14 protein-coding genes are annotated in these 19676 nt (G+C 53.7%); 7 read left to right on the plus strand and 7 right to left on the minus strand.

The annotated features are described in order from the left end of the window. Positions 1-57: 57 nt before the first annotated feature. The 5 genes from ppc (at position 58) to gldA (ending at position 7808) form a co-directional block, all read left to right on the plus strand. A complete protein-coding gene (gene ppc / locus AC07NP_RS13270; protein WP_494660754.1) occupies positions 58-2709 on the plus strand; it encodes a phosphoenolpyruvate carboxylase in 2652 nt (883 codons plus the stop codon). A 194-nt stretch (positions 2710-2903) separates the two neighbouring features. Next, on the plus strand, positions 2904-4637 hold the full coding sequence (locus AC07NP_RS13275; protein ID WP_494660755.1) for a phosphoethanolamine transferase CptA: 1734 nt from the start codon (positions 2904-2906) through the stop codon (positions 4635-4637). A 98-nt stretch (positions 4638-4735) separates the two neighbouring features. Beyond that, positions 4736-5596, plus strand: a complete 861-nt coding sequence (locus tag AC07NP_RS13280) for a helix-turn-helix transcriptional regulator (protein ID WP_494660756.1) — start codon at positions 4736-4738, stop codon at positions 5594-5596. Positions 5597-6029: 433 nt separating this feature from the next. Next, positions 6030-6692, plus strand: coding sequence for a fructose-6-phosphate aldolase (gene fsa, locus AC07NP_RS13285; RefSeq protein WP_203361344.1), 663 nt, complete (start codon positions 6030-6032; stop codon positions 6690-6692). A 12-nt stretch (positions 6693-6704) separates the two neighbouring features. Next, positions 6705-7808 (plus strand): bifunctional L-1,2-propanediol dehydrogenase/glycerol dehydrogenase, encoded by a 1104-nt coding sequence (gene gldA / locus AC07NP_RS13290; protein WP_494660757.1) that lies wholly within the window; start codon positions 6705-6707, stop codon positions 7806-7808. Between the two features lie 202 nt (positions 7809-8010). On the opposite strand, the gene AC07NP_RS13295 is transcribed toward gldA, so the two are convergent. The 4 genes from AC07NP_RS13295 to AC07NP_RS13310 form a co-directional block, all read right to left on the minus strand. Further along, complete coding sequence (locus AC07NP_RS13295) at positions 8011-8925, minus strand: DMT family transporter (protein ID WP_494660758.1); 915 nt, start codon at positions 8923-8925, stop codon at positions 8011-8013. A 113-nt stretch (positions 8926-9038) separates the two neighbouring features. Continuing rightward, positions 9039-11219 carry a catalase/peroxidase HPI gene (katG, locus tag AC07NP_RS13300; RefSeq protein ID WP_494660759.1) on the minus strand — a complete coding sequence of 727 codons (2181 nt, stop codon included), beginning with the start codon at positions 11217-11219 and terminating at the stop codon, positions 9039-9041. Positions 11220-11383: 164 nt separating this feature from the next. Beyond that, positions 11384-12274 (minus strand): methylenetetrahydrofolate reductase, encoded by an 891-nt coding sequence (gene metF / locus AC07NP_RS13305; protein WP_494660760.1) that lies wholly within the window; start codon positions 12272-12274, stop codon positions 11384-11386. A gap of 157 nt (positions 12275-12431) precedes the next feature. Next, positions 12432-13340: a LysR family transcriptional regulator gene (locus AC07NP_RS13310; RefSeq protein WP_494660761.1), complete on the minus strand. Its 909-nt coding sequence runs from the start codon at positions 13338-13340 to the stop codon at positions 12432-12434. Positions 13341-13429: 89 nt separating this feature from the next. Here AC07NP_RS13310 and AC07NP_RS13315 point away from each other — a divergent pair, with 89 nt between their 5' ends. Next, positions 13430-13801 (plus strand): carboxymuconolactone decarboxylase family protein, encoded by a 372-nt coding sequence (locus AC07NP_RS13315; RefSeq protein WP_494660762.1) that lies wholly within the window; start codon positions 13430-13432, stop codon positions 13799-13801. Positions 13802-13872: 71 nt separating this feature from the next. Here AC07NP_RS13315 and metL read toward each other — a convergent pair whose 3' ends face one another. Together metL and metB are read right to left on the minus strand one after the other, a co-directional pair. Beyond that, positions 13873-16305: a bifunctional aspartate kinase/homoserine dehydrogenase II gene (metL, locus tag AC07NP_RS13320; RefSeq protein WP_494660763.1), complete on the minus strand. Its 2433-nt coding sequence runs from the start codon at positions 16303-16305 to the stop codon at positions 13873-13875. A 2-nt stretch (positions 16306-16307) separates the two neighbouring features. Continuing rightward, positions 16308-17468 (minus strand): cystathionine gamma-synthase, encoded by a 1161-nt coding sequence (gene metB / locus AC07NP_RS13325; protein WP_192613863.1) that lies wholly within the window; start codon positions 17466-17468, stop codon positions 16308-16310. 264 nt (positions 17469-17732) lie between these two features. Between metB and metJ the strand changes: the two genes are divergently transcribed. Further along, positions 17733-18050: a met regulon transcriptional regulator MetJ gene (gene metJ / locus AC07NP_RS13330; protein WP_162380293.1), complete on the plus strand. Its 318-nt coding sequence runs from the start codon at positions 17733-17735 to the stop codon at positions 18048-18050. Between the two features lie 143 nt (positions 18051-18193). Here metJ and AC07NP_RS13335 read toward each other — a convergent pair whose 3' ends face one another. Next, entirely contained in the window at positions 18194-19615 is a 1422-nt protein-coding gene (locus tag AC07NP_RS13335; protein ID WP_203359371.1) for an MFS transporter, read from the minus strand. Positions 19616-19676: the final 61 nt, after the last annotated feature.

The raw sequence follows: 19676 nt of genomic DNA on the forward strand, positions 1-19676 counted from the left end.
CGCTGCGGCGTGAAAGATACAGGGCAATCAAATTAAAGATGGGGTGTCTGGGGTCATATGAACGAACAATATTCCGCGTTGCGTAGTAATGTCAGTATGCTCGGCAAAGTGCTGGGAGAAACCATCAAAGATGCGTTGGGAGAGAGCATTCTTGATCGCGTAGAAACAATCCGTAAGCTGTCGAAATCTTCTCGCGCTGGCAATGAAGCCGACCGCCAGGAATTGCTCACTACGTTACAGAATCTGTCTAACGACGAGCTTTTGCCGGTTGCCCGTGCGTTCAGTCAATTTCTGAATCTGGCCAATACCGCTGAGCAATACCACAGTATTTCGCCGCATGGCGAAGCTGCCAGCAACCCGGAAGTGATCGCCCGCACCCTGCGTAAACTAAAAAACCAACCCGATCTCGACGATGCCACCATCAGAAAGGCCGTGGAGTCCTTGTCCCTGGAACTGGTGCTCACCGCCCACCCGACAGAGATCACTCGCCGCACGCTGATCCATAAAATGGGTGAAGTTAACACCTGCCTGAAGCAGCTTGATAACAAAGACATCGTCGATTACGAACGTCATCAACTGATGCGCCGTTTGCGTCAGTTGATCGCCCAGTCCTGGCATACCGATGAGATCCGCAAGCTACGCCCAAGCCCGGTGGATGAAGCCAAATGGGGCTTTGCCGTTGTAGAAAACAGTCTGTGGCAGGGGGTACCTAACTACCTGCGTGAGCTGAACGAACAGCTCGAAGAGAATCTGGGTTACACGCTGCCCGTTGATTTCGTTCCCGTCCGTTTTACCTCCTGGATGGGCGGTGACCGTGACGGCAACCCGAACGTAACGGCAGATATTACCCGCCATGTGATGCTGCTAAGCCGCTGGAAAGCCACCGACCTCTTCCTGAAAGACATTCAATTTTTAATTTCCGAACTGTCCATGGTCGATGCCACGCCGGAACTGTTAGCGATGGTCGGCGAAGAAGGTGCATCGGAGCCTTACCGCTATCTGATGAAAAACCTGCGCGCGCGCCTGATGGCAACTCAGGCCTGGCTGGAAGCACGTCTGAAAGGTGAGAAGCTGCCGAAACCGGCAGGTCTACTGACCCAAAACGAACAGCTATGGGAGCCTCTGTACGCCTGTTATCAGTCACTTCAGGCATGTGGCATGGGCATCATCGCCAACGGCGAACTGCTCGACACCCTTCGCCGCGTAAAATGCTTTGGCGTACCGCTGGTCCGCATTGATATCCGTCAGGAGAGCACCCGTCATACTGAAGCGCTGGGCGAACTGACCCGTTACCTCGGTCTTGGCGATTATGAAAACTGGTCAGAAGCCGACAAGCAGGCCTTCCTGATCCGCGAACTGAATTCCAAACGTCCGCTGCTGCCACGTAACTGGGAACCCAGCAATGAAACCCGCGAAGTGCTTGATACCTGTCAGGTCATCGCCGAAGCGCCTCTCGGTTCTATTGCCGCTTACGTCATATCGATGGCAAAAACACCGTCTGACGTACTGGCCGTTCATCTGCTGTTGAAAGAAGCCGGTATTGGCTTTGCCATGCCTGTCGCGCCACTGTTCGAAACGCTGGATGACCTGAACAATGCCGATAGCGTGATGACGCAGCTGTTGAATATCGACTGGTATCGCGGGCTTATCCAGGGCAAGCAGATGGTCATGATCGGCTACTCTGACTCCGCGAAAGATGCCGGTGTGATGGCCGCATCCTGGGCGCAGTATCAGGCGCAGGACGCTCTGATCAAAACCTGTGAAAAAGCAGGCATTGAACTGACACTGTTCCACGGGCGCGGTGGCTCCATTGGTCGCGGCGGTGCCCCGGCTCATGCCGCACTCCTCTCCCAACCGCCAGGCAGTCTGAAAGGCGGACTGCGCGTCACCGAACAAGGCGAGATGATCCGCTTCAAATACGGTCTGCCGGAAGTGACCATTAGCAGCCTGTCGTTGTACACCAGCGCGATTCTGGAGGCTAACCTGTTGCCGCCGCCAGAGCCGAAAGAAGACTGGCGTCATATTATGGATGAGCTGTCTGTCATCTCTTGCGATATGTATCGCGGCTACGTACGTGAAAACAAAGACTTTGTGCCGTATTTCCGCTCGGCAACGCCAGAACAGGAACTGGCTAAGTTGCCGCTTGGCTCGCGTCCGGCAAAACGTCGACCCACCGGGGGCGTTGAATCACTGCGCGCCATCCCGTGGATCTTTGCCTGGACGCAAAACCGCCTGATGCTCCCGGCCTGGTTAGGTGCTGGTACCGCACTGCAAAAAGTGGTCGAAGATGGCAAGCAGAGCGAACTGGAAACCATGTGTCGTGACTGGCCGTTCTTCTCCACACGTCTTGCGATGCTGGAAATGGTGTTCTCAAAAGCGGACCTGTGGCTGGCAGAATACTACGACCAGCGTCTGGTCAAAAAAGAGCTGTGGCCGCTGGGTGCAGAGTTGCGCCATCTGCAGGAGGAAGACATCAAGGTGGTGCTGGCGATCGCCAACGACGCCCATTTAATGGCTGATCTGCCGTGGATTGCCGAGTCTATCCAGTTAAGAAACGTCTACACTGACCCGCTGAACGTCCTGCAGGCAGAGTTGTTACACCGTTCGCGCCTGGCGGAAGAACAAGGCAAAGAACCTGATCCACGCGTTGAACAAGCGCTGATGGTCACCATCGCTGGCGTGGCTGCCGGCATGCGTAATACCGGTTAATTCCCCCCAGTAAACCGCCCTGTGACATAGTCCAGGGCGGGCATTTCAAACTGATGTTATAGTCTCCATAGATTCATTCTATTCTGTCTGCATTTCATTCACTGAGTGGATATTTATTATTCATCTTGATGGTTCAGATTTTCTTAAGGTTTGGGTGCTACGTTTGGCGCCACTATTAAAGACAGGCTTACTCTATGCAATCCTTAAATTTCCAGCCTAAGCCAGCATTCAGCTGGAAAGCTCTGGGCTGGGCACTTCTCTATTTCTGTTTTTTCTCAACGTTACTGCAAGCGATTATCTGCATTACCGGGTTCAGCGGCACAAACGGGCTACGTGACTCGTTGCTGTACAGTTCGCTCTGGCTGATCCCGATTTTGCTGTTTCCCAGCCGGACGCGTGTTATTGCCGCCGTGGTAGGTATCGTACTGTGGGCAGCATCACTGGCAACGCTCTGTTATTACGTCATTTACGGTCAGGAGTTTTCACAAAGCGTCCTGTTCGTGATGTTTGAAACCAATGCCAACGAAGCCAGCGAGTTTCTGGGTCAGTATTTCAGTCTGAAAATCATTGTCATTGCGATAGCCTATACCGCTGTAGCGGTGCTGCTGTGGACACGTCTTCGCCCCATTTATATTCCGGGACGCTGGCGTTGGTTCGTCTCCTTTGCTCTGCTGTACGGCCTTTTTCTGAACCCGTTCGTGGTCAAGTCAGCAGTTAACGGCGCACCGTATGAAAAGACGCTAAATGTCCTGTACTCGCGCATGGAACCTGCGGCCCCGTGGCAATTTGTTATTGGCTATTCTGAGTATCAGCGCCAGCTGACCGCGCTAAACAATCTGTTGAGCCAGAACCACGCGCTGCCGCCGCTGGAGAACTTTAAAGACAATTCCGGTGATGCTCCGCGCACACTTGTCCTGGTGATTGGCGAGTCCACCCAACGTGGTCGCATGAGTTTGTACGGCTACCCGCGTAAAACCACGCCGGAACTGGACGCCCTGCGCAACTCAGACCCTAAGTTGAGCGTCTTCACTAACGTAGTGACCTCACGGCCATACACGATTGAGATCCTGCAACAGGCACTGACTTTCGCCAATGAACAGGAGCCCGATCTGTATCTGTCGAAGCCGTCACTGATGAACATGATGAAACAGGCAGGTTATAAGACCTTCTGGATCACCAACCAACAGACAATGACCGCCCGTAACACCATGCTGACCGTGTTCTCAAAACAGACCGACAAGCAGTTCTATATGAACCAGCAACGCACTCAAAGTGCACGCGAATATGACACCAACGTGCTGACACCGTTTAAAGAAGTGTTAGCCGACCCGGCACCGAAGAAATTCATTATCGTTCACCTGCTGGGTACGCACATTAGGTACAAATTTCGTTACCCGGAAAACCAGGGCACGTTTGATGGTAAGACCGACCACGTCCCTGCCGGGCTGAGCGACGATGAGCTGGAGTCGTATAACGATTACGACAATGCCAATCTGTACAACGATCACGTGATTGCCAGTCTGATTAATGACTACAAAGCAACCGATCCGAACGGCTTCCTGCTCTACTTCTCTGATCACGGCGAAGAGGTGTACGACACGCCGCCGCATAAAACACAGGGGCGTAACGAAGAAAATCCAACGCGCCATATGTATACCGTCCCCTTCCTGTTGTGGACGTCGGAAAAATGGCAGGCTGCGCATCCGCGTGATCTCTCACAGGATGTCGACCGTAAGTACAGCAGCTCCGAGTTTATTCACACCTGGTCTGACTTAGCAGGATTAACCTACGATGGTTATGACCCAACGCGTTCCATCACCAGCCCGCAATTTAAAGAAGTGACGCGCTGGATTGGTAATCCCTACAAGAAAAACGCGCTGATAGATTACGACACCCTCCCGTATGGGGATCAGGTCGCAAATCAGTAACAGACGTCATCGTTCGATTGAAGGTCACTCTTTTTAGAGTGGCCTTTTTTTATGATGCCAGTTAATGTTGCCCTGTCAGCGCCAGGTAAGGGAACATCATGTATCACGACGTCAGCCACCTTCTTTCTCGTCTCATTAATGGTCCCACGGCGCTACGTCAGATTTATTTCGCTACGGCCAACGGTCCGATCCCTGAGCTGGCTTATCGGGTTGATTTTCCGCGCCTGGAGATTGTGCTGGACGGTGAGTTCGCCGATGCAGGGATCTCTGGAACTCCTGCTGCACTGACGCCAGGAGACGTTTTGTACGTCCCGGCTGGCGGCTGGAACTTTCCGCAATGGAGAGCGCCCGTCACCACGCTCAGTATTCTGTTTGGCAAGCAGCAGTTAGGTTTTAGCGTGGTTCACTGGGACGGAAAACACTACCAAAATCTGGCCACACAGAATGTGGCGCGCCGTGGCCCCCGCATTGGCTCTTTCTTGCTGCAAACGCTGAATGAAATGCAAATGCAGCCGCAGGAACAGCAGACCGCCAGACTGATCGTGGCCAGTCTGCTGAGCCATTGCCGCGACCTGCTCGGCAGTCAGATCCAAACCGCATCACGAAGCCACGCGCTGTTCGAAGCTATTCGCGATTATATTGATGAACACTACGCCACACCGCTCACCCGGGAATCGGTCGCCCAGGCCTTCTACATCTCGCCAAACTACCTCTCGCACCTGTTTCAAAAAACCGGCGCTATTGGCTTTAACGAATACCTGAACCACACACGGCTGGAGCATGCGAAGACACTGCTCAAAGGTTACGATCTTAAAGTCAAAGAAGTGGCCCACACCTGCGGGTTTGTCGACAGCAACTATTTCTGTCGTCTGTTTCGTAAAAATACGGAGCGTTCACCGTCAGAGTATCGTCGGCAATACCACAGCCAACTCACCGAGAAGGACGTTAATCCAGAATGATGTGGGTATGCTGCGGCTAATGCCTGGCTGATATCCACTTCCACTAAACGATTAACGAGTCTTTCTCAGGATCTGCACCAACTCCCCCCATGCCCATCATGTTGTTGTAGCAAACAACAGGTAATCCAACGTGACGAAGACAGTGGATAAAAATGTTATTTACTGGATTTTTGTAATATCAAAACAAGAATGACATCTGCAATATGGCGACTTGTGAAGCATATCGCATTTTGATACTTACATTACATTTGTCCAGTTTTTGGCAGATTTGTCACATAGCGTAGCCTGATACAACTCTTTTATCCTGTAACCAGAAAACGGTTATGGGGAGAGGCAATACCCAATCATTCCGCCACCCGCTGGTTAACGCAGCCTCTGCCGAGACGATTGCCAGCCCGCTGCAACACGAACTGGAACTGTAAAAGGACAAATGATGGAACTGTATCTGGATACCGCCAACGTGGCGGAAGTTAAACGTCTGGCGCGTCTCTTTCCGATCGCTGGGGTGACGACGAACCCCAGCATCGTGGCAGCCAGCAAAGAGTCTATCTGGGATGTGCTGCCCCGGCTGCAAAAAGCCATTGGTGAAGAAGGAACGCTGTTTGCCCAGACAATGAGCCGCGACGCGCAAGGCATGGTGGAAGAGGCCAAACGCCTGAGCGATGCGGTTCCAGGGATCGTGGTGAAAATCCCGGTCACGTCCGAAGGGTTAGCCGCTATAAAACAGCTGAAAAAAGAAGGCATCACGACGCTGGGTACCGCCGTGTACAGCGCAGCGCAAGGGCTACTTGCCGCGCTGGCTGGCGCGAAATATATCGCACCCTATGTGAACCGCATTGATGCTCAAGGTGGCGATGGTATTCGTACGGTACAGGAACTGCAAACCTTGCTGGAACTTCACGCGCCAGAAAGCATGGTGCTCGCCGCCAGCTTCAAAACCCCGCGCCAGGCGCTGGATTGCATGCTGGTAGGATGCGAAGCAATCACCCTGCCATTAGATGTAGCGCAACAAATGCTGAATACCCCTGCGGTAGAGTCGGCTATAGAGAAGTTTGAGCAGGACTGGAAAAACGCATTTGGTCATATCAACCTGTGAGGGAAATAGAGTATGGATCGCATTATTCAATCACCTGGTAAATACATCCAGGGTGCTGATGTCATCACCCGTCTTGGCGACTACCTCAAACCGATGGCGGAACGCTGGCTGGTTGTCGGCGACAAATTTGTCTTAGGTTTTGCCCAGGCAGCCCTGGAAAAAAGCTTTAAAGATGCCGGACTGGTACTGGAAATTGCGTCATTTGGCGGCGAATGTTCGCAAAATGAAATTGATCGCCTGCGTGGCGTGGCGGAAAAAGCGCAGTGCGGCGCGGTGCTGGGTATCGGCGGCGGTAAAACGCTGGACACCGCAAAAGCGCTGGCCCACTTTATGGGAATTCCGGTAGCCATTGCGCCAACCATTGCCTCAACCGACGCACCGTGCAGCGCGCTCTCCGTTATCTACACTGACGCGGGTGAGTTCGACCGTTACCTGTTGTTGCCGCAAAACCCGCATATGGTCATTGTTGATACCAAAATCGTTGCCGGCGCGCCTGCGCGACTGTTAGCTGCAGGTATCGGTGATGCGCTGGCGACCTGGTTTGAAGCCCGTGCCTGTTCACGTAGCGGCGCAACCACCATGGCAGGCGGTAAATGCACGCAGGCGGCGCTAGCGCTGGCCGAACTGTGCTACAACACACTGATCGAAGAAGGTGAAAAAGCCATGCTGGCCGCTGAGCAGCATGTGGTGACACCGGCTCTGGAACGCGTCATTGAAGCCAACACCTACCTGAGCGGCGTGGGCTTTGAAAGCGGCGGTCTGGCGGCAGCACATGCCATACACAACGGCCTGACGGCGATTCCGGACGCGCATCACTACTATCACGGTGAAAAAGTCGCTTTCGGGACGCTGACACAACTGGTTCTGGAAAATGCGCCGGTCGAAGAGATCGAAACCGTTGCCGCGCTGTGCCATTCCGTCGGTTTGCCTATCACCCTGGCGCAACTGGATATTAAACAGGATATTCCGGCAAAAATGCGCACGGTTGCAGAAGCCTCTTGCGCAGAAGGCGAAACGATTCACAACATGCCTGGCGGCGCGACACCGGATGAAGTCTATGCCGCCCTGCTGGTTGCCGACCAGTATGGTCAGCGTTTCCTGCAAGAATGGGAATAAAATCCGACTGAGGTTCCCGGCATTGTCCTGACACCGTTAGTTTAAGACCGAGATATCCGGGGCGACCACCGGGTTTGGCGTCCCTCCGGGAACCAAATCCCGGTGTTTCCCCTCATTCATTGGCTTAAGTGAACGGTGTCAGGCATTGTCCGGGCATTTTTTTAGGTTCTTTTTACTGCAAATTACCAGGAAGAGATGGCCGTCACGACGATGACGTAACCTTTTGTACCTGCGCCTCACGCTTTTTATAGCTGACGATAGCCAGCGCCAGAACGATCAGCACAATGCCGCCGCCTTCCACGACGCCGGGATTCTCACCGAGCAGCCACCAGGAAAACAGAACGCCGCAAACCGGAACCGCCAGGGTACTTAAGCTGGCAATACTGGCAGGCAGATTCCTCAGAACAAACAGCCACAAACTCCAGGCCAGCGCCGTCGCCAGAATCGCGCTATAACCCAGCGCCCAGAATACGATGGGCTGCCAGTCAACTTCAGGCTGCGGAACCCACCAGGCCACCAAGCTCATGATCAGCGCCGCATACAGCATCTGCCATGCGGTCAACGCGAGTAAATCGATACGAGGATGGCGGGCATACATCCGCTTGGCGACAATAGCGCTCGCTCCCCAGCTTATCCCGGAAAGGATCGCCAGCAACGCGCTCTTCAGCGAAGAATAATCCAGTTGCCACGGCTGCATCACCAGCAGTAAACCAATTGCCGCAATCATAATCGCCGCGTATTGCAAACGCCGTAATCGTTCGCCCAGAAACAGCGCCGCCAGAATCACCACCCAAAACGGCATGGTATACGTCAGAATAGCCACCTTCCCCGCACCGCCGCTCATCAGCGCCCATTGCGCCAGTCCTATCATGCCGCAGGTCTGTAATAGCGCAATCGCCAGCGTGTATTTGAATGGCGTCGGGCGCAGCCCACGGCCGCGTAAGAGCAGTACGATAAATAAGATTAAGGCTCCGAAGATACAGCGCAGTGAAGTGAAGTCGAACGCGCCAATATAGCTCGTGACTTGCTTCATAAAGATCCAGCTATAGCTCCAGATAAGGGTGAGGGTAATAAGACCACTGATTGCCAGTGAGTGACTCTTTCCTGAGGCTGACATGATAAATCCAGTAAATTGGTGTTCCCGGCAAATACTATACGCTGACAAATACACTTCAGCGACGACAATCACGCCGCCGCTGAAGTGTTATCCGGTTACATCACTACCAGTGATTACAGCAGATCGAAACGGTCCAGGTTCATCACTTTCACCCATGCCGCGACAAAGTCTTTCACAAACTTCTCGTGGGCATCACTGCACGCGTAAACCTCCGCCAACGCACGCAGCACGGCATTTGAACCAAACACCAGGTCAGCGCGAGTCGCCGTGTATTTCACTTCGCCGTTTTGACGATCGCGGCCTTCAAACAGCTCCGCAGACTCATCGGTCGCTTTCCATTCGTTGCGCATATCCAGCAGATTAACAAAGAAATCATTGCTGAGTACGCCTGGACGCTCGGTGAAAACGCCATGCTGGCTGCCATCATAGTTGGCGCCCAGAACACGCATCCCACCCACCAGCACCGTCAACTCCGGCGCGGTAAGCGTCAGCTGCTGCGCTTTATCAATCAGCAGAGATTCCGTTGTCGCCTCGCCGGGCTCGCCGCGATAGTTGCGGAAACCGTCTGCAACAGGCTTAAGCAGTTCAAACATTTCAACGTCGGTTTGATCCTGACGCGCATCAACACGCCCTGGTGTAAACGGCACGCTAATGCTCACGCCCGCTGCGCTTGCCGCCTGCTCTACACCCACTACACCAGCCAGAACGATAATATCGGCCAGTGAGGCTTTACCGGAAGATTTCTGAATGCCTTCCAGTACGGGCAGAACGCGAGCGGCCGTCGCGTTAACATCCCAGTATCTCTGAGGATCCAATGCCAGCCGCGCACCGTTAGCGCCACCGCGTTTATCACCACCACGGAAGGTCGATGCCGATGCCCATGCCACCGACACCAGCTCGCTGACGGAAAGCCCGGAACCTGCAATCGCAGACTTCAGGTTAATAATGTCTTCCTGAGTCGGATTGAATACCGGCTGTGGCAGCGGATCTTGCCAGATCAAATCCTCTTTCGGCACTTCCGGTCCAATGTAACGCGCTTTTGGCCCCATATCTCTGTGCGTCAGTTTGTACCAGGCACGTGCGAAAGCTTCGTTAAACGCCTGAGGATCGTTCAGGAAACGACGGGAAATTTTCTCGAATTCCGGATCGAAACGCAGCGTCAGGTCCGTCACCAGCATGGTAGGTTTGCGTTTCTTCGACGGATCAAACGGATCCGGAATAATTTCAGGCGCGTCGACCGCTTCAAACTGGATCGCGCCCGCCGGGCTGCGCGTCTGCACCCATTCGTATTTGAACAGGTTTTCAAAGAAATAATTGCTCCACTGGGTTGGCGTCTGTGACCAGACCACTTCCAGACCGGAGGTAATGGAATCCGCCCCGACACCCGTGCCATGGCTGCTCTTCCAGCCTAAACCTTGTTGCTCAATAGGTGCTGCTTCCGGGTCCGCGCCCACATGCGATGCTGAGGCTGCGCCGTGAGTTTTACCCAGCGTATGTCCGCCCGCAATGAGCGCCACGGTTTCTTCGTCGTCCATCCCCATGTTGCCGAAGGTGGCGCGAATAGCGGATGCCGCAGAGAGAGGTTCCCCGCTGGCGTTAGGCCCTTCCGGGTTAACGTAGATCAGCCCCATTTCGGTGGCGGCTAACGGACGTTTTGCCAACGCTTCCGGGTCGCGATGGGTCAGCCAGGCTTTCTCATCACCCCAGTTGACGTCGAGATCCGGTTCCCACACATCTTCACGACCGGCACCAAAGCCAAAGGTACGGAAGCCTGAGTTTTCCAGCGCGACGTTACCCGCCAAAATAAACAGGTCGGCCCATGAGATTTTCTGGCCATATTTCTGTTTGATAGGCCACAGCAGGCGGCGTGCTTTGTCCAGGCTGACGTTATCCGGCCAGGAGTTTAAAGGCGCAAAACGCTGCTGTCCGCGCCCGGCACCGCCGCGACCATCCACAGAACGGTAAGTCCCGGCACCGTGCCATGCCATACGGATAAAGAGACCGGCATAAGTGCCCCAATCCGCAGGCCACCACGGTTGAGAGTCGGACAGGAGCGCTTTGAGATCCCCTTTCAGGGCGGAGTAGTCGAGTTTGCTAAATTCTTTACGGTAGTCGAAGTCTTCACCCAGCGGGTTCGAACGGTTGGAGTGTTGATTAAGGAGGTCAACGCGAAGTTGCTTTGGCCACCAATCGCGGTTATTCATACCAGCGCCTGCGCTCTGGTCCGGGTTTGCTTGATGGAAAGGACACTTCCCGGCGGACACGTTATTCTGGCTATCGTCGGACATGCTCATCTATATGCTCCCTTTACAGTGTTCTAACTACGATATACACCACCAGAGATAAGATATAGTTGAAATAATCCACAGATTCGATAGCTGATACCTTTTATATTTTTAGTTACAGGGATGTAGATCAATGTGATCAAAAAAAAGCCCTCCGAAGAGGGCGAGGCATTTTATAAACCAGGCCTTACACCCAGCGTGTGGCAAATGGCATAACTCATCTCTGCACGGTTCAGCGTGTAGAAGTGAAAATCTTTTACCCCTTCGCGACTTAGAATCTTCACCATGTCCATCGCGATATTAGCGCCGACCAGTTTGCGGGTTTCCGCGTCATCGTCCAGGCCTTCAAACATTTGTGACATCCAGGCCGGAATACGCACGTTGGTCATGTCAGCAAATTTCTTCGCTTGCTTAAAGTTGGAAACCGGCAGGATGCCCGGAATGATTTCAACATCGATGCCCGCGGAGACACTGCGATCGCGAAAACGCAGATAACTTTCCACATCAAAGAAAAACTGAGTGATAGCACGGCTGGCGCCGGCATCCACTTTACGCTTCAGATTAAGCAGATCGGCCTGGGCGCTTTTTGCTTCAGGATGCACTTCCGGGTAGGCGGCAACGGAGATATCAAAGTCCGCGACCTCTTTTAGCAATCCCACCAAATCAGCCGCATACATCTCCGGCTTACCGCTGCCCGGCGGCAGATCGCCACGCAGCGCAACGATATGGCGAATACCGTTATTCCAGTAATCCTGCGCAATCGTGCGCAGTTCATCGCGTGTCGCATCGATACAGGTCAGGTGCGGCGCCGCTTCCAGACCGGTACGATCCTTAATCCCTTTAATAATGCTGTGTGTACGGTCGCGCTCACCCGAGTTGGCACCGTAAGTCACAGAGACAAATTTTGGCTTCAGGCTACTCAGGCGATCGATGGAGTTCCACAAGGTCTGCTCCATTTCACTGGTGCGCGGCGGGAAGAATTCGAACGAAACGTTAATCTGACCCTGGACTTCTGCCAGGCTCTGATTCAGGGCTTCCCGCTGGTTGGCGTGAAAAAAGCTCATACCTTACCTCATCAATCTTTTGTCATTATATGTTGTGTTGTGAACATCTATCCATTTAGACGTCTAGATGTAAAAATGACGGAAAAGCGGCGTGGCGTCAACTGAAAAATCACCATTAACGGTGAGGAATCCTCAGTGAAGATGAAAATAATTCAAGTTAGTCCGAACAGACAAGGGATTGCAACATCTCTGTTTTAAGCCACTCCAGTCGTGCAGCGTTTTCAGGCAACATTACCAACCCGGCCGTGATACGCAATTCGTTGTCGTTCAACGCGCAGAAAACGACTCCCTGACGCTGAATAGCCGCAAACGAGGCCGGGAGCAGACTCAGACCGTCGCCATGCGCAATGCGCGCGAGCAGTACGTCATGCTCCAGTGGCTCTTCAAGGCAGGAAGGAACGTAATCGACGCGATGAAAAACATCCCGGGTATAGTCGAAGAATGCGGGGTTACGTTCACGTTTAAACCAGAAAAGTGGTCGGTGATTAAGCGCCGCTAAAGAGAGGGGTTCCCTGCCCGCTTCTGGCCAGGCTGCAGGGATGGCAGCAATCAGCGGCTCATGCCAGTTGAGCGGTGTGACGTCCAGACCTGCTGCCTCAAGCGGCAGCGCCACCAGCGCGGCATCCAGCTTCCCGCGCCGTACCTGACGCACCAGTTCAGGTGAACCATGACGCACAATATTCAGTGTCTCAACACGCGTATTAAGCGGCGTTTCCAGAGACGCGAAAACCCCTTGCTCAAATGCCGTTGTTAATCCCAGCCGCAGCGACGGTACGCCAGATTGTGTGAGCTGATGCAGAGCAGCGTACGTTTTTTCTTGCTGCGCCAGCAGCGGACGAATGATCTCCAGCACCCGCTTTCCCTCCTCCGTCAGCGTAAGACCTTTGGTATGACGGACAAACAACGTCACCCCCAGGCGGTCTTCGAGCTGGCGTATATGGCGGCTGAGCGGCGGCTGCGACATAAACAGTCGCTGTGCGGCGCGGCTCATATTGTTCTCTTCCGCCACCACAGCAAAGTAGCGCAGTTGGCGAATATCCAGAGAGTACAGCGGCGGCGTTGTCATACCGAAAAGGTATCACGGAAACGGTATTATCCAAATCATTCTGCGCGCCCTATCCTCACGTCACCTACTGAACAAACGAGGAAGATGTGATGCATTCAGAACGCTTTATAACGGGTCAGGACATGCTGCAACAGGTGGATGGCAAGGGTGGCGATGCCGTCGTCAAAAGTTTGCAAGATATCGCGCCGGACTTCGCCCGCTACCTGATCGAATTTCCTTTCGGCGATATCTATTCCCGTCCGGGGCTGGATTTACGCAGTCGGGAAATTGCAACCGTCGCCGCATTGACCGCGCTGGGTAACGCCACGCCACAGTTGAAGGTGCATCTCGCCGCTGCACTGCACGTCGGGTTAACGCAAGAGGAGATCATTGAAGTGATAATGCAGATGGCGGTTTACGCCGGTTTTCCGGCCGCGTTGAACGGTCTGTTCGCCGCAAAAGAGGTGTTTGCGAAGCAATAAATACGCCGGATGGCGCTGCGCTTATCCGGCCTACGAGTGGTACTTAACGTAGGCCGGAGGGCGACACAGGACTACAGCAGTTGCGCCAGACGGTTGATGTCTGACTGAATGGCCCCGGCAGTCACATCACGACCGGCACCCGGCCCACGAATGACCAGCGGGTTATCGCGATACCAGCGGCTTTCGATGGCGAAGACATTATCGCACGGCAACAACGCTGCCAGCGGGTGTTCCGCACGCACCGCTTCCACGCCGACGCGCGCTTTGCCGTTGGCATCGAAACGCGCCACATAGCGCAGCACCAGCCCCATTTCGTGGGCGGCTTCCAGACGCTGCACCATCTGCTCATTCAGTTCATCGCCATTCTCAAAGAAATGGTCAATTGACCCCTCTTCGCAATGCGCAGGCACCAGCGACTCTACACGCACCTGATCCGGCTCGATGTCGTAACCCGCTTCACGCGCCAGAATCACCAGTTTGCGCATCACATCCTTACCGGAAAGGTCAACGCGCGGATCCGGCTCTGTCAGCCCCTGCTGCCACGCCTGATCCACCAAATCGGTAAAGGGAACCGTGCCGTCAAACTGCAGGAACAGCCACGATAGCGTGCCGGAGAAGATCCCGCTGATCGACAGAATGGTATCGCCACTGTCGATCAGGTCGCGCACCGTGTGGTTGATCGGCAAACCCGCACCCACGGTGGCGTTGTACAACCAGTGACGCCCGGTTTTTTCAAACGCGTCATGGATCTGGCGATACTTATCGCTGGTACTCGCCCCAGCCAGTTTATTGGCGCTGATGACGTGGAAACCGTGGCTGGCAAAATCAAGATACTGATCGGCTAGTTGCTCACTGGCAGTCACATCCAGCACCACCAGATCGTCATACGGGTGCGCACGCATCCACAGGAACAGCGACTCTTCATCCTGCTCAATGGCTTCGTCGTTAAAGAACGCCAGCGCGCGGCTGGCATCCAGCCCTTCATAGTTCAGCAGGCTACGGCGGCTGTCCACCACGCCTGCCAGCACAAATTCAAAACCGGTACGCGCCGAGAGCGTGCTTTGCTCGCGAGCAAACAGCTCCAGCCAGCGTGAGCCGATGTTGCCTTTGCCAAACAGCATCAGACCGATCCGTTTTTCCGCCCGGAAAATCGACTGGTGCAAGCCCTGAATCAGGCTCTCGGTCGGCCCGGTGCGAAGGACCGCCACCAGGCTAATGCCCTCTTCCGACTGCCAGGTAAACTCAACCGGTTGACCTTTCAGCTGCTGCCAGAAACGGTGGCAGTGCAGCGGGTTACGGGTGACGCCAGCGCCGACCATAGCCACCAGCGCCAGCCCCTGACGCAAACGCAGCTCGCCCGGTAAACCTGCTTCATCGAGAATTTTCAGCGCGCTGTCGGCCACTTCGGAGGTGTAGCAAAACTGCAGCAACTGGCGGTCATTATGGACGCCAACGGCCAGCGGACGCACCTGCGCCCGTTTCAGAATCTGATCGATATCTTTGTATGCCAGCTTAAAATCCTGGCTTGCAGGTACCTGAAACTCAATCAGGCAGACATCATCATGGCTGGTCACAATCCGCGCGCCTGTACCAGAAGCCAGCACGCGTTCGATACGGGTGGAACCCTGATCCGGCGTGTAGCTACAGCGCAATTGCAGATCGATATCGCTTCCGGAGACCGGCTGCAACGTACGGGCATGCAGAACCGGCGCCGCCAGACGCGCCAGCTCGCTGGCTTCATCCAGACGCAGCAGCGGCAGCAGGCAGGCATCTTTCACTTTACGCGGATCGGCGCTGTACACCCCGGCCACATCGCTCCAGATAGTGACGCGGGAGGCTCCGGCCAGTGCGCCAATTTGCGTAGCGGAATAGTCAGAACCGTTACGGCCCAGCAGTACCGTTTCGCCCGCATTACAGCGGCTGATAAATCCGGTCACCACCAGGCGTTTTCCCGGATGCTGCGCCAGCAGTTGCTGCAATAATGGGTAAGAGAGCCCCTCGTCTACCTGCGGCTGTGCGGCGCGCTCGGCACGTAAGAACTCACGCGCGTCCAGCCATGCAGACGCCAGTCCCTGTTGGTTAAGCACCGCCGACATCAGACGCGCCGACCATACTTCACCGTGCCCGACCACTTCCGCATAAACAGCATCGGTCACGCCGCTGTCGAGCAAACCCGCCAGCCGTTCCAGGTCATTGACGAAGGCGCTGAGCAGGTCGTCTGCGACCTCTGCCGGTAATAATCCACTGATAAGATCGCTCTGATAGCGACGCAACGTCTGCTGAACCTGATGCGCAGAGAGTCTGTCGGTCTGGCTTAATTTCAGCCAGCTAATCAACTGGTTGGTGGTACTGCCTGCGGCGGAAACGACCATCATATCGTCAGGCTGTGAGTACTCTGCCATGATGCCTGCGACACGCAGATAACATTTCACGTCTGCCAGACTACTGCCACCAAATTTATGCAGTTGACGACCCGTCGTCCCTGCCTGCGCAATCACACTCATGTTTACCCCTTGTTTGCAGCCCGGAAGCCATTTTCCAGGTCGGCAATTAAATCTTCGCCATCTTCAATACCCGTGGAGATACGCAGCAACGTCTCGGAGATCCCGGCGGCGGCACGCGCTTCCGGCGCCATGCCCGCATGCGTCATCGTCGCGGCATGAGAGATCAGACTCTCAACGCCCCCTAAGGATTCCGCCAGCGTAAACAAAGACAGCCCGCTCAGGAAGCGGCGCAACGTCTGCTCATCGCCATCCAGTTCAAAACTCAACATGGCGCCAAAGCCTTTTTGCTGGCGCGCAGCAATCTCGTGCCCCTGATTCTCCGGCAAAGACGGATGATACAGTTTTTTCACCAGCGGCTGAGTTTGCAGATAATCAACAACGGCCTGCGCATTGCGTTGAGCCACTTCCATACGCGGCGACAACGTACGCAACCCACGCAACAACAGGTAGCTATCAAACGCGCCGCCAGTTACGCCGATATTATTCGCCCACCACGCCAGTTCAGTCACGGTATCCGGATCTTTGGCAATCACCACGCCTGCCACCACATCCGAGTGACCATTCAGATATTTAGTGCATGAATGCAACACCAGATCGGCACCCAATGCCAGCGGATTTTGCAACGCCGGGCTTAAAAACGTGTTGTCCACGACGCTTACCGCCCCAGCCTCACGCGCCAGCGTGCAGATTTTCGCAATATCCACCACGCGTAACAATGGATTACTTGGGCTTTCCACTAACACCAGTTTGGGTTTTTCTGCCAGCGCGGCCAGCAGAGCCTGCTCATCACCTTGATCCACAAACAGCACACGATAGCAGCCACGTTTTGCCAGGCTGTCGAATAAACGGTAACTGCCGCCGTAACAGTCATGCGGCGCTACCAGCAGATCGCCAGGCTTCAGGAACACCGTCGTCACCAGGTGAATCGCCGACATACCGGTATTGGTGAGCACCGCGCCTGCGCCACCTTCAAGCTCTGCCAGCGCGCGCTGGACCACATCGCGCGTGGGATTGCCACGTCGGGAGTAATCGTGTGCACGAGGTTCATTAAAACCGGTAAAGTTATAGGTGCTGGAAAGGTGAATCGGCGGGACAACGCAACCGTACTGCTCGTCGTCGTTTAACCCGCTACGCACTGCGATGGTGGCCTGTTTACGCGTCATGTTGAGAAGTTCCTGGGCTGAGTCAGTGAAAGTCAGACCTCAGAGTAAACATAGTTATAATAGACGTCAATACATCTGGACATCTAAACTTCTTTGCGTATAGATTGAGCAAACGGAAAATAGCCGTTAAAATTATACGCATTAGCGCACATCCGCGACGGCTAACTTCGTGTAAGGGCCGCGCCACTACGGTAAACTACGCGCAATTATGGCCTGGATTCAGTTTCCGGCCTCATATTAATGACGAAGAGGATTAAGTATCTCATGGCTGAATGGAGCGGCGAATATATCAGCCCATACGCTGAGCACGGTAAGAAGAGTGAGCAAGTCAAAAAAATTACGGTTTCCATTCCTCTGAAGGTGTTAAAAATCCTCACCGATGAACGTACGCGTCGTCAGGTGAATAACCTGCGTCACGCCACCAACAGCGAACTGCTGTGTGAAGCGTTCCTGCACGCGTTCACCGGACAACCCTTGCCGAATGACGACGATCTGCGTAAAGAACGTAGTGATGAAATCCCGGAAGCGGCAAAAGAAATTATGCGTGAACTGGGGATCGACCCGGAGACGTGGGAATACTAAAGCAGTAAAGAGCGGCGTGGGGTTACCCTGCCGCTTTTTTTAAAGGTGTAACAAGGACGTTTACCGATGAAACAACAAAGGCAGAGGTTTCCCCCCTGCCTTTCAGACTCATAACCCCATCACTTTCATAGGATACTCACGGGTTATTTGCTAATCCCATTGAATTTATTCAGAGTTTCCTCCATTTTGAGCGTTTCTTTTCGGCCCAGTGGATAGAAATAAATCAAAATCAGTGCTGCCAGAAACAGGCATAAGGCCGGTATGAGATTCGCCATCGTGTAAATGTTTTCCTGCACGGCGCTGGTTTGTACAGCCCCGCCCGTTGACGAGGATTGATAACCGATGATAGCCAGCATAAAACCGCCAATGGCCCCTGCGCATGCCTGACCCACTTTGCGGGCAAAGAAGTTCACACCATAAACGGTGCCATCCTCACGTTCGCCAGTGACATACTGATGATAATCGCACACGTCAGTCATAAACGCCCAAATCATCAGGTTGAATAACCCGGCCCCCAGCGTCGCAAGGAACAGGAAGACCAGATAGACTTTCGCATCCGTAATGTGGATGAAGTACATAATCAGATACATCACCACCGAAAATAACAGCGCGCCGACGCTGGCTTCTTTTTTACCAAACCGCTTCGTGAGCCAGGACGCCGACGGCGCCAGCAGAATCAGGGAACCAAAGGTAAACAGGAGTGCGACAGACATTGCGGCTTTATTGTGGAAATAGTCATTAAACAGATAGGTCATATTGGTGCCGGAGAGTCCCTGATTAATAACAATAAGCAGATCCACAATGACTAAAACGATCAGTGCTTTATTACGTAATAATCCCTTCAGCAAAACAGAAACGGGCATGCTCTCTTTCTTTTCCACGCGCACGCGTTCTGTCGTTAAGTGACAGGTCAGTGTTAAAAAGATAAAAGCCAGTATTGAGCAGCCAATCGCAATCCAGAAGAAATGTTGCCCGGAAATAACCTGACTTCCGTCAACCAGGGTTGTATACATCAGAATGGGAATAAAAAAGCCGGTTGCCCCGCCACCAATCGCCGAACCAATGCTGCGGTAGGTCGAAAGCGAAACACGATCGTCCGGATTCGAGCTAATCGCTGCTGACATGGCACCATAAGGAATGTTAACGGTCGATAACAACGAACCATAAATAAAATAAGAACAGCAGATATAAATAATTTTCGCCGTTTCAGAAAATTCATGAACAAACGGCAGAAAAAGAACGACCGAAATGATACAGAAAGGGTATCTCATGCGACGAACCCAGGGATTAAAACGCCCGTAAGCGGTCAGTTTAGATGTATCGCATAAGCGCCCTACGGCGACATCAACAAACGCATCAAAGAGTTTTGTCACAAAATAGAGTGACCCGACAATGACGCCGGAAACACCGAGCACGTTAGTGTAATAAATCATTAAAAAACTATTCACTAACCCAAGAATAAAACAGTTCCCCAGGTCACCACATAAATAACCAATTTTATCTCTGAATCCGAAAGGCCTAATGGCAATGCTTGTACTTCCTATAACATGTTCATCACTAGACATTATGTCAACTCCTTAGACACGTTATTCACGCGAAGTATGCGTACGTCCTGATACTCAGGGT

The sequence above is a fragment of the Citrobacter sp. GW821-FHT07H02 genome, assembly GCF_059418505.1.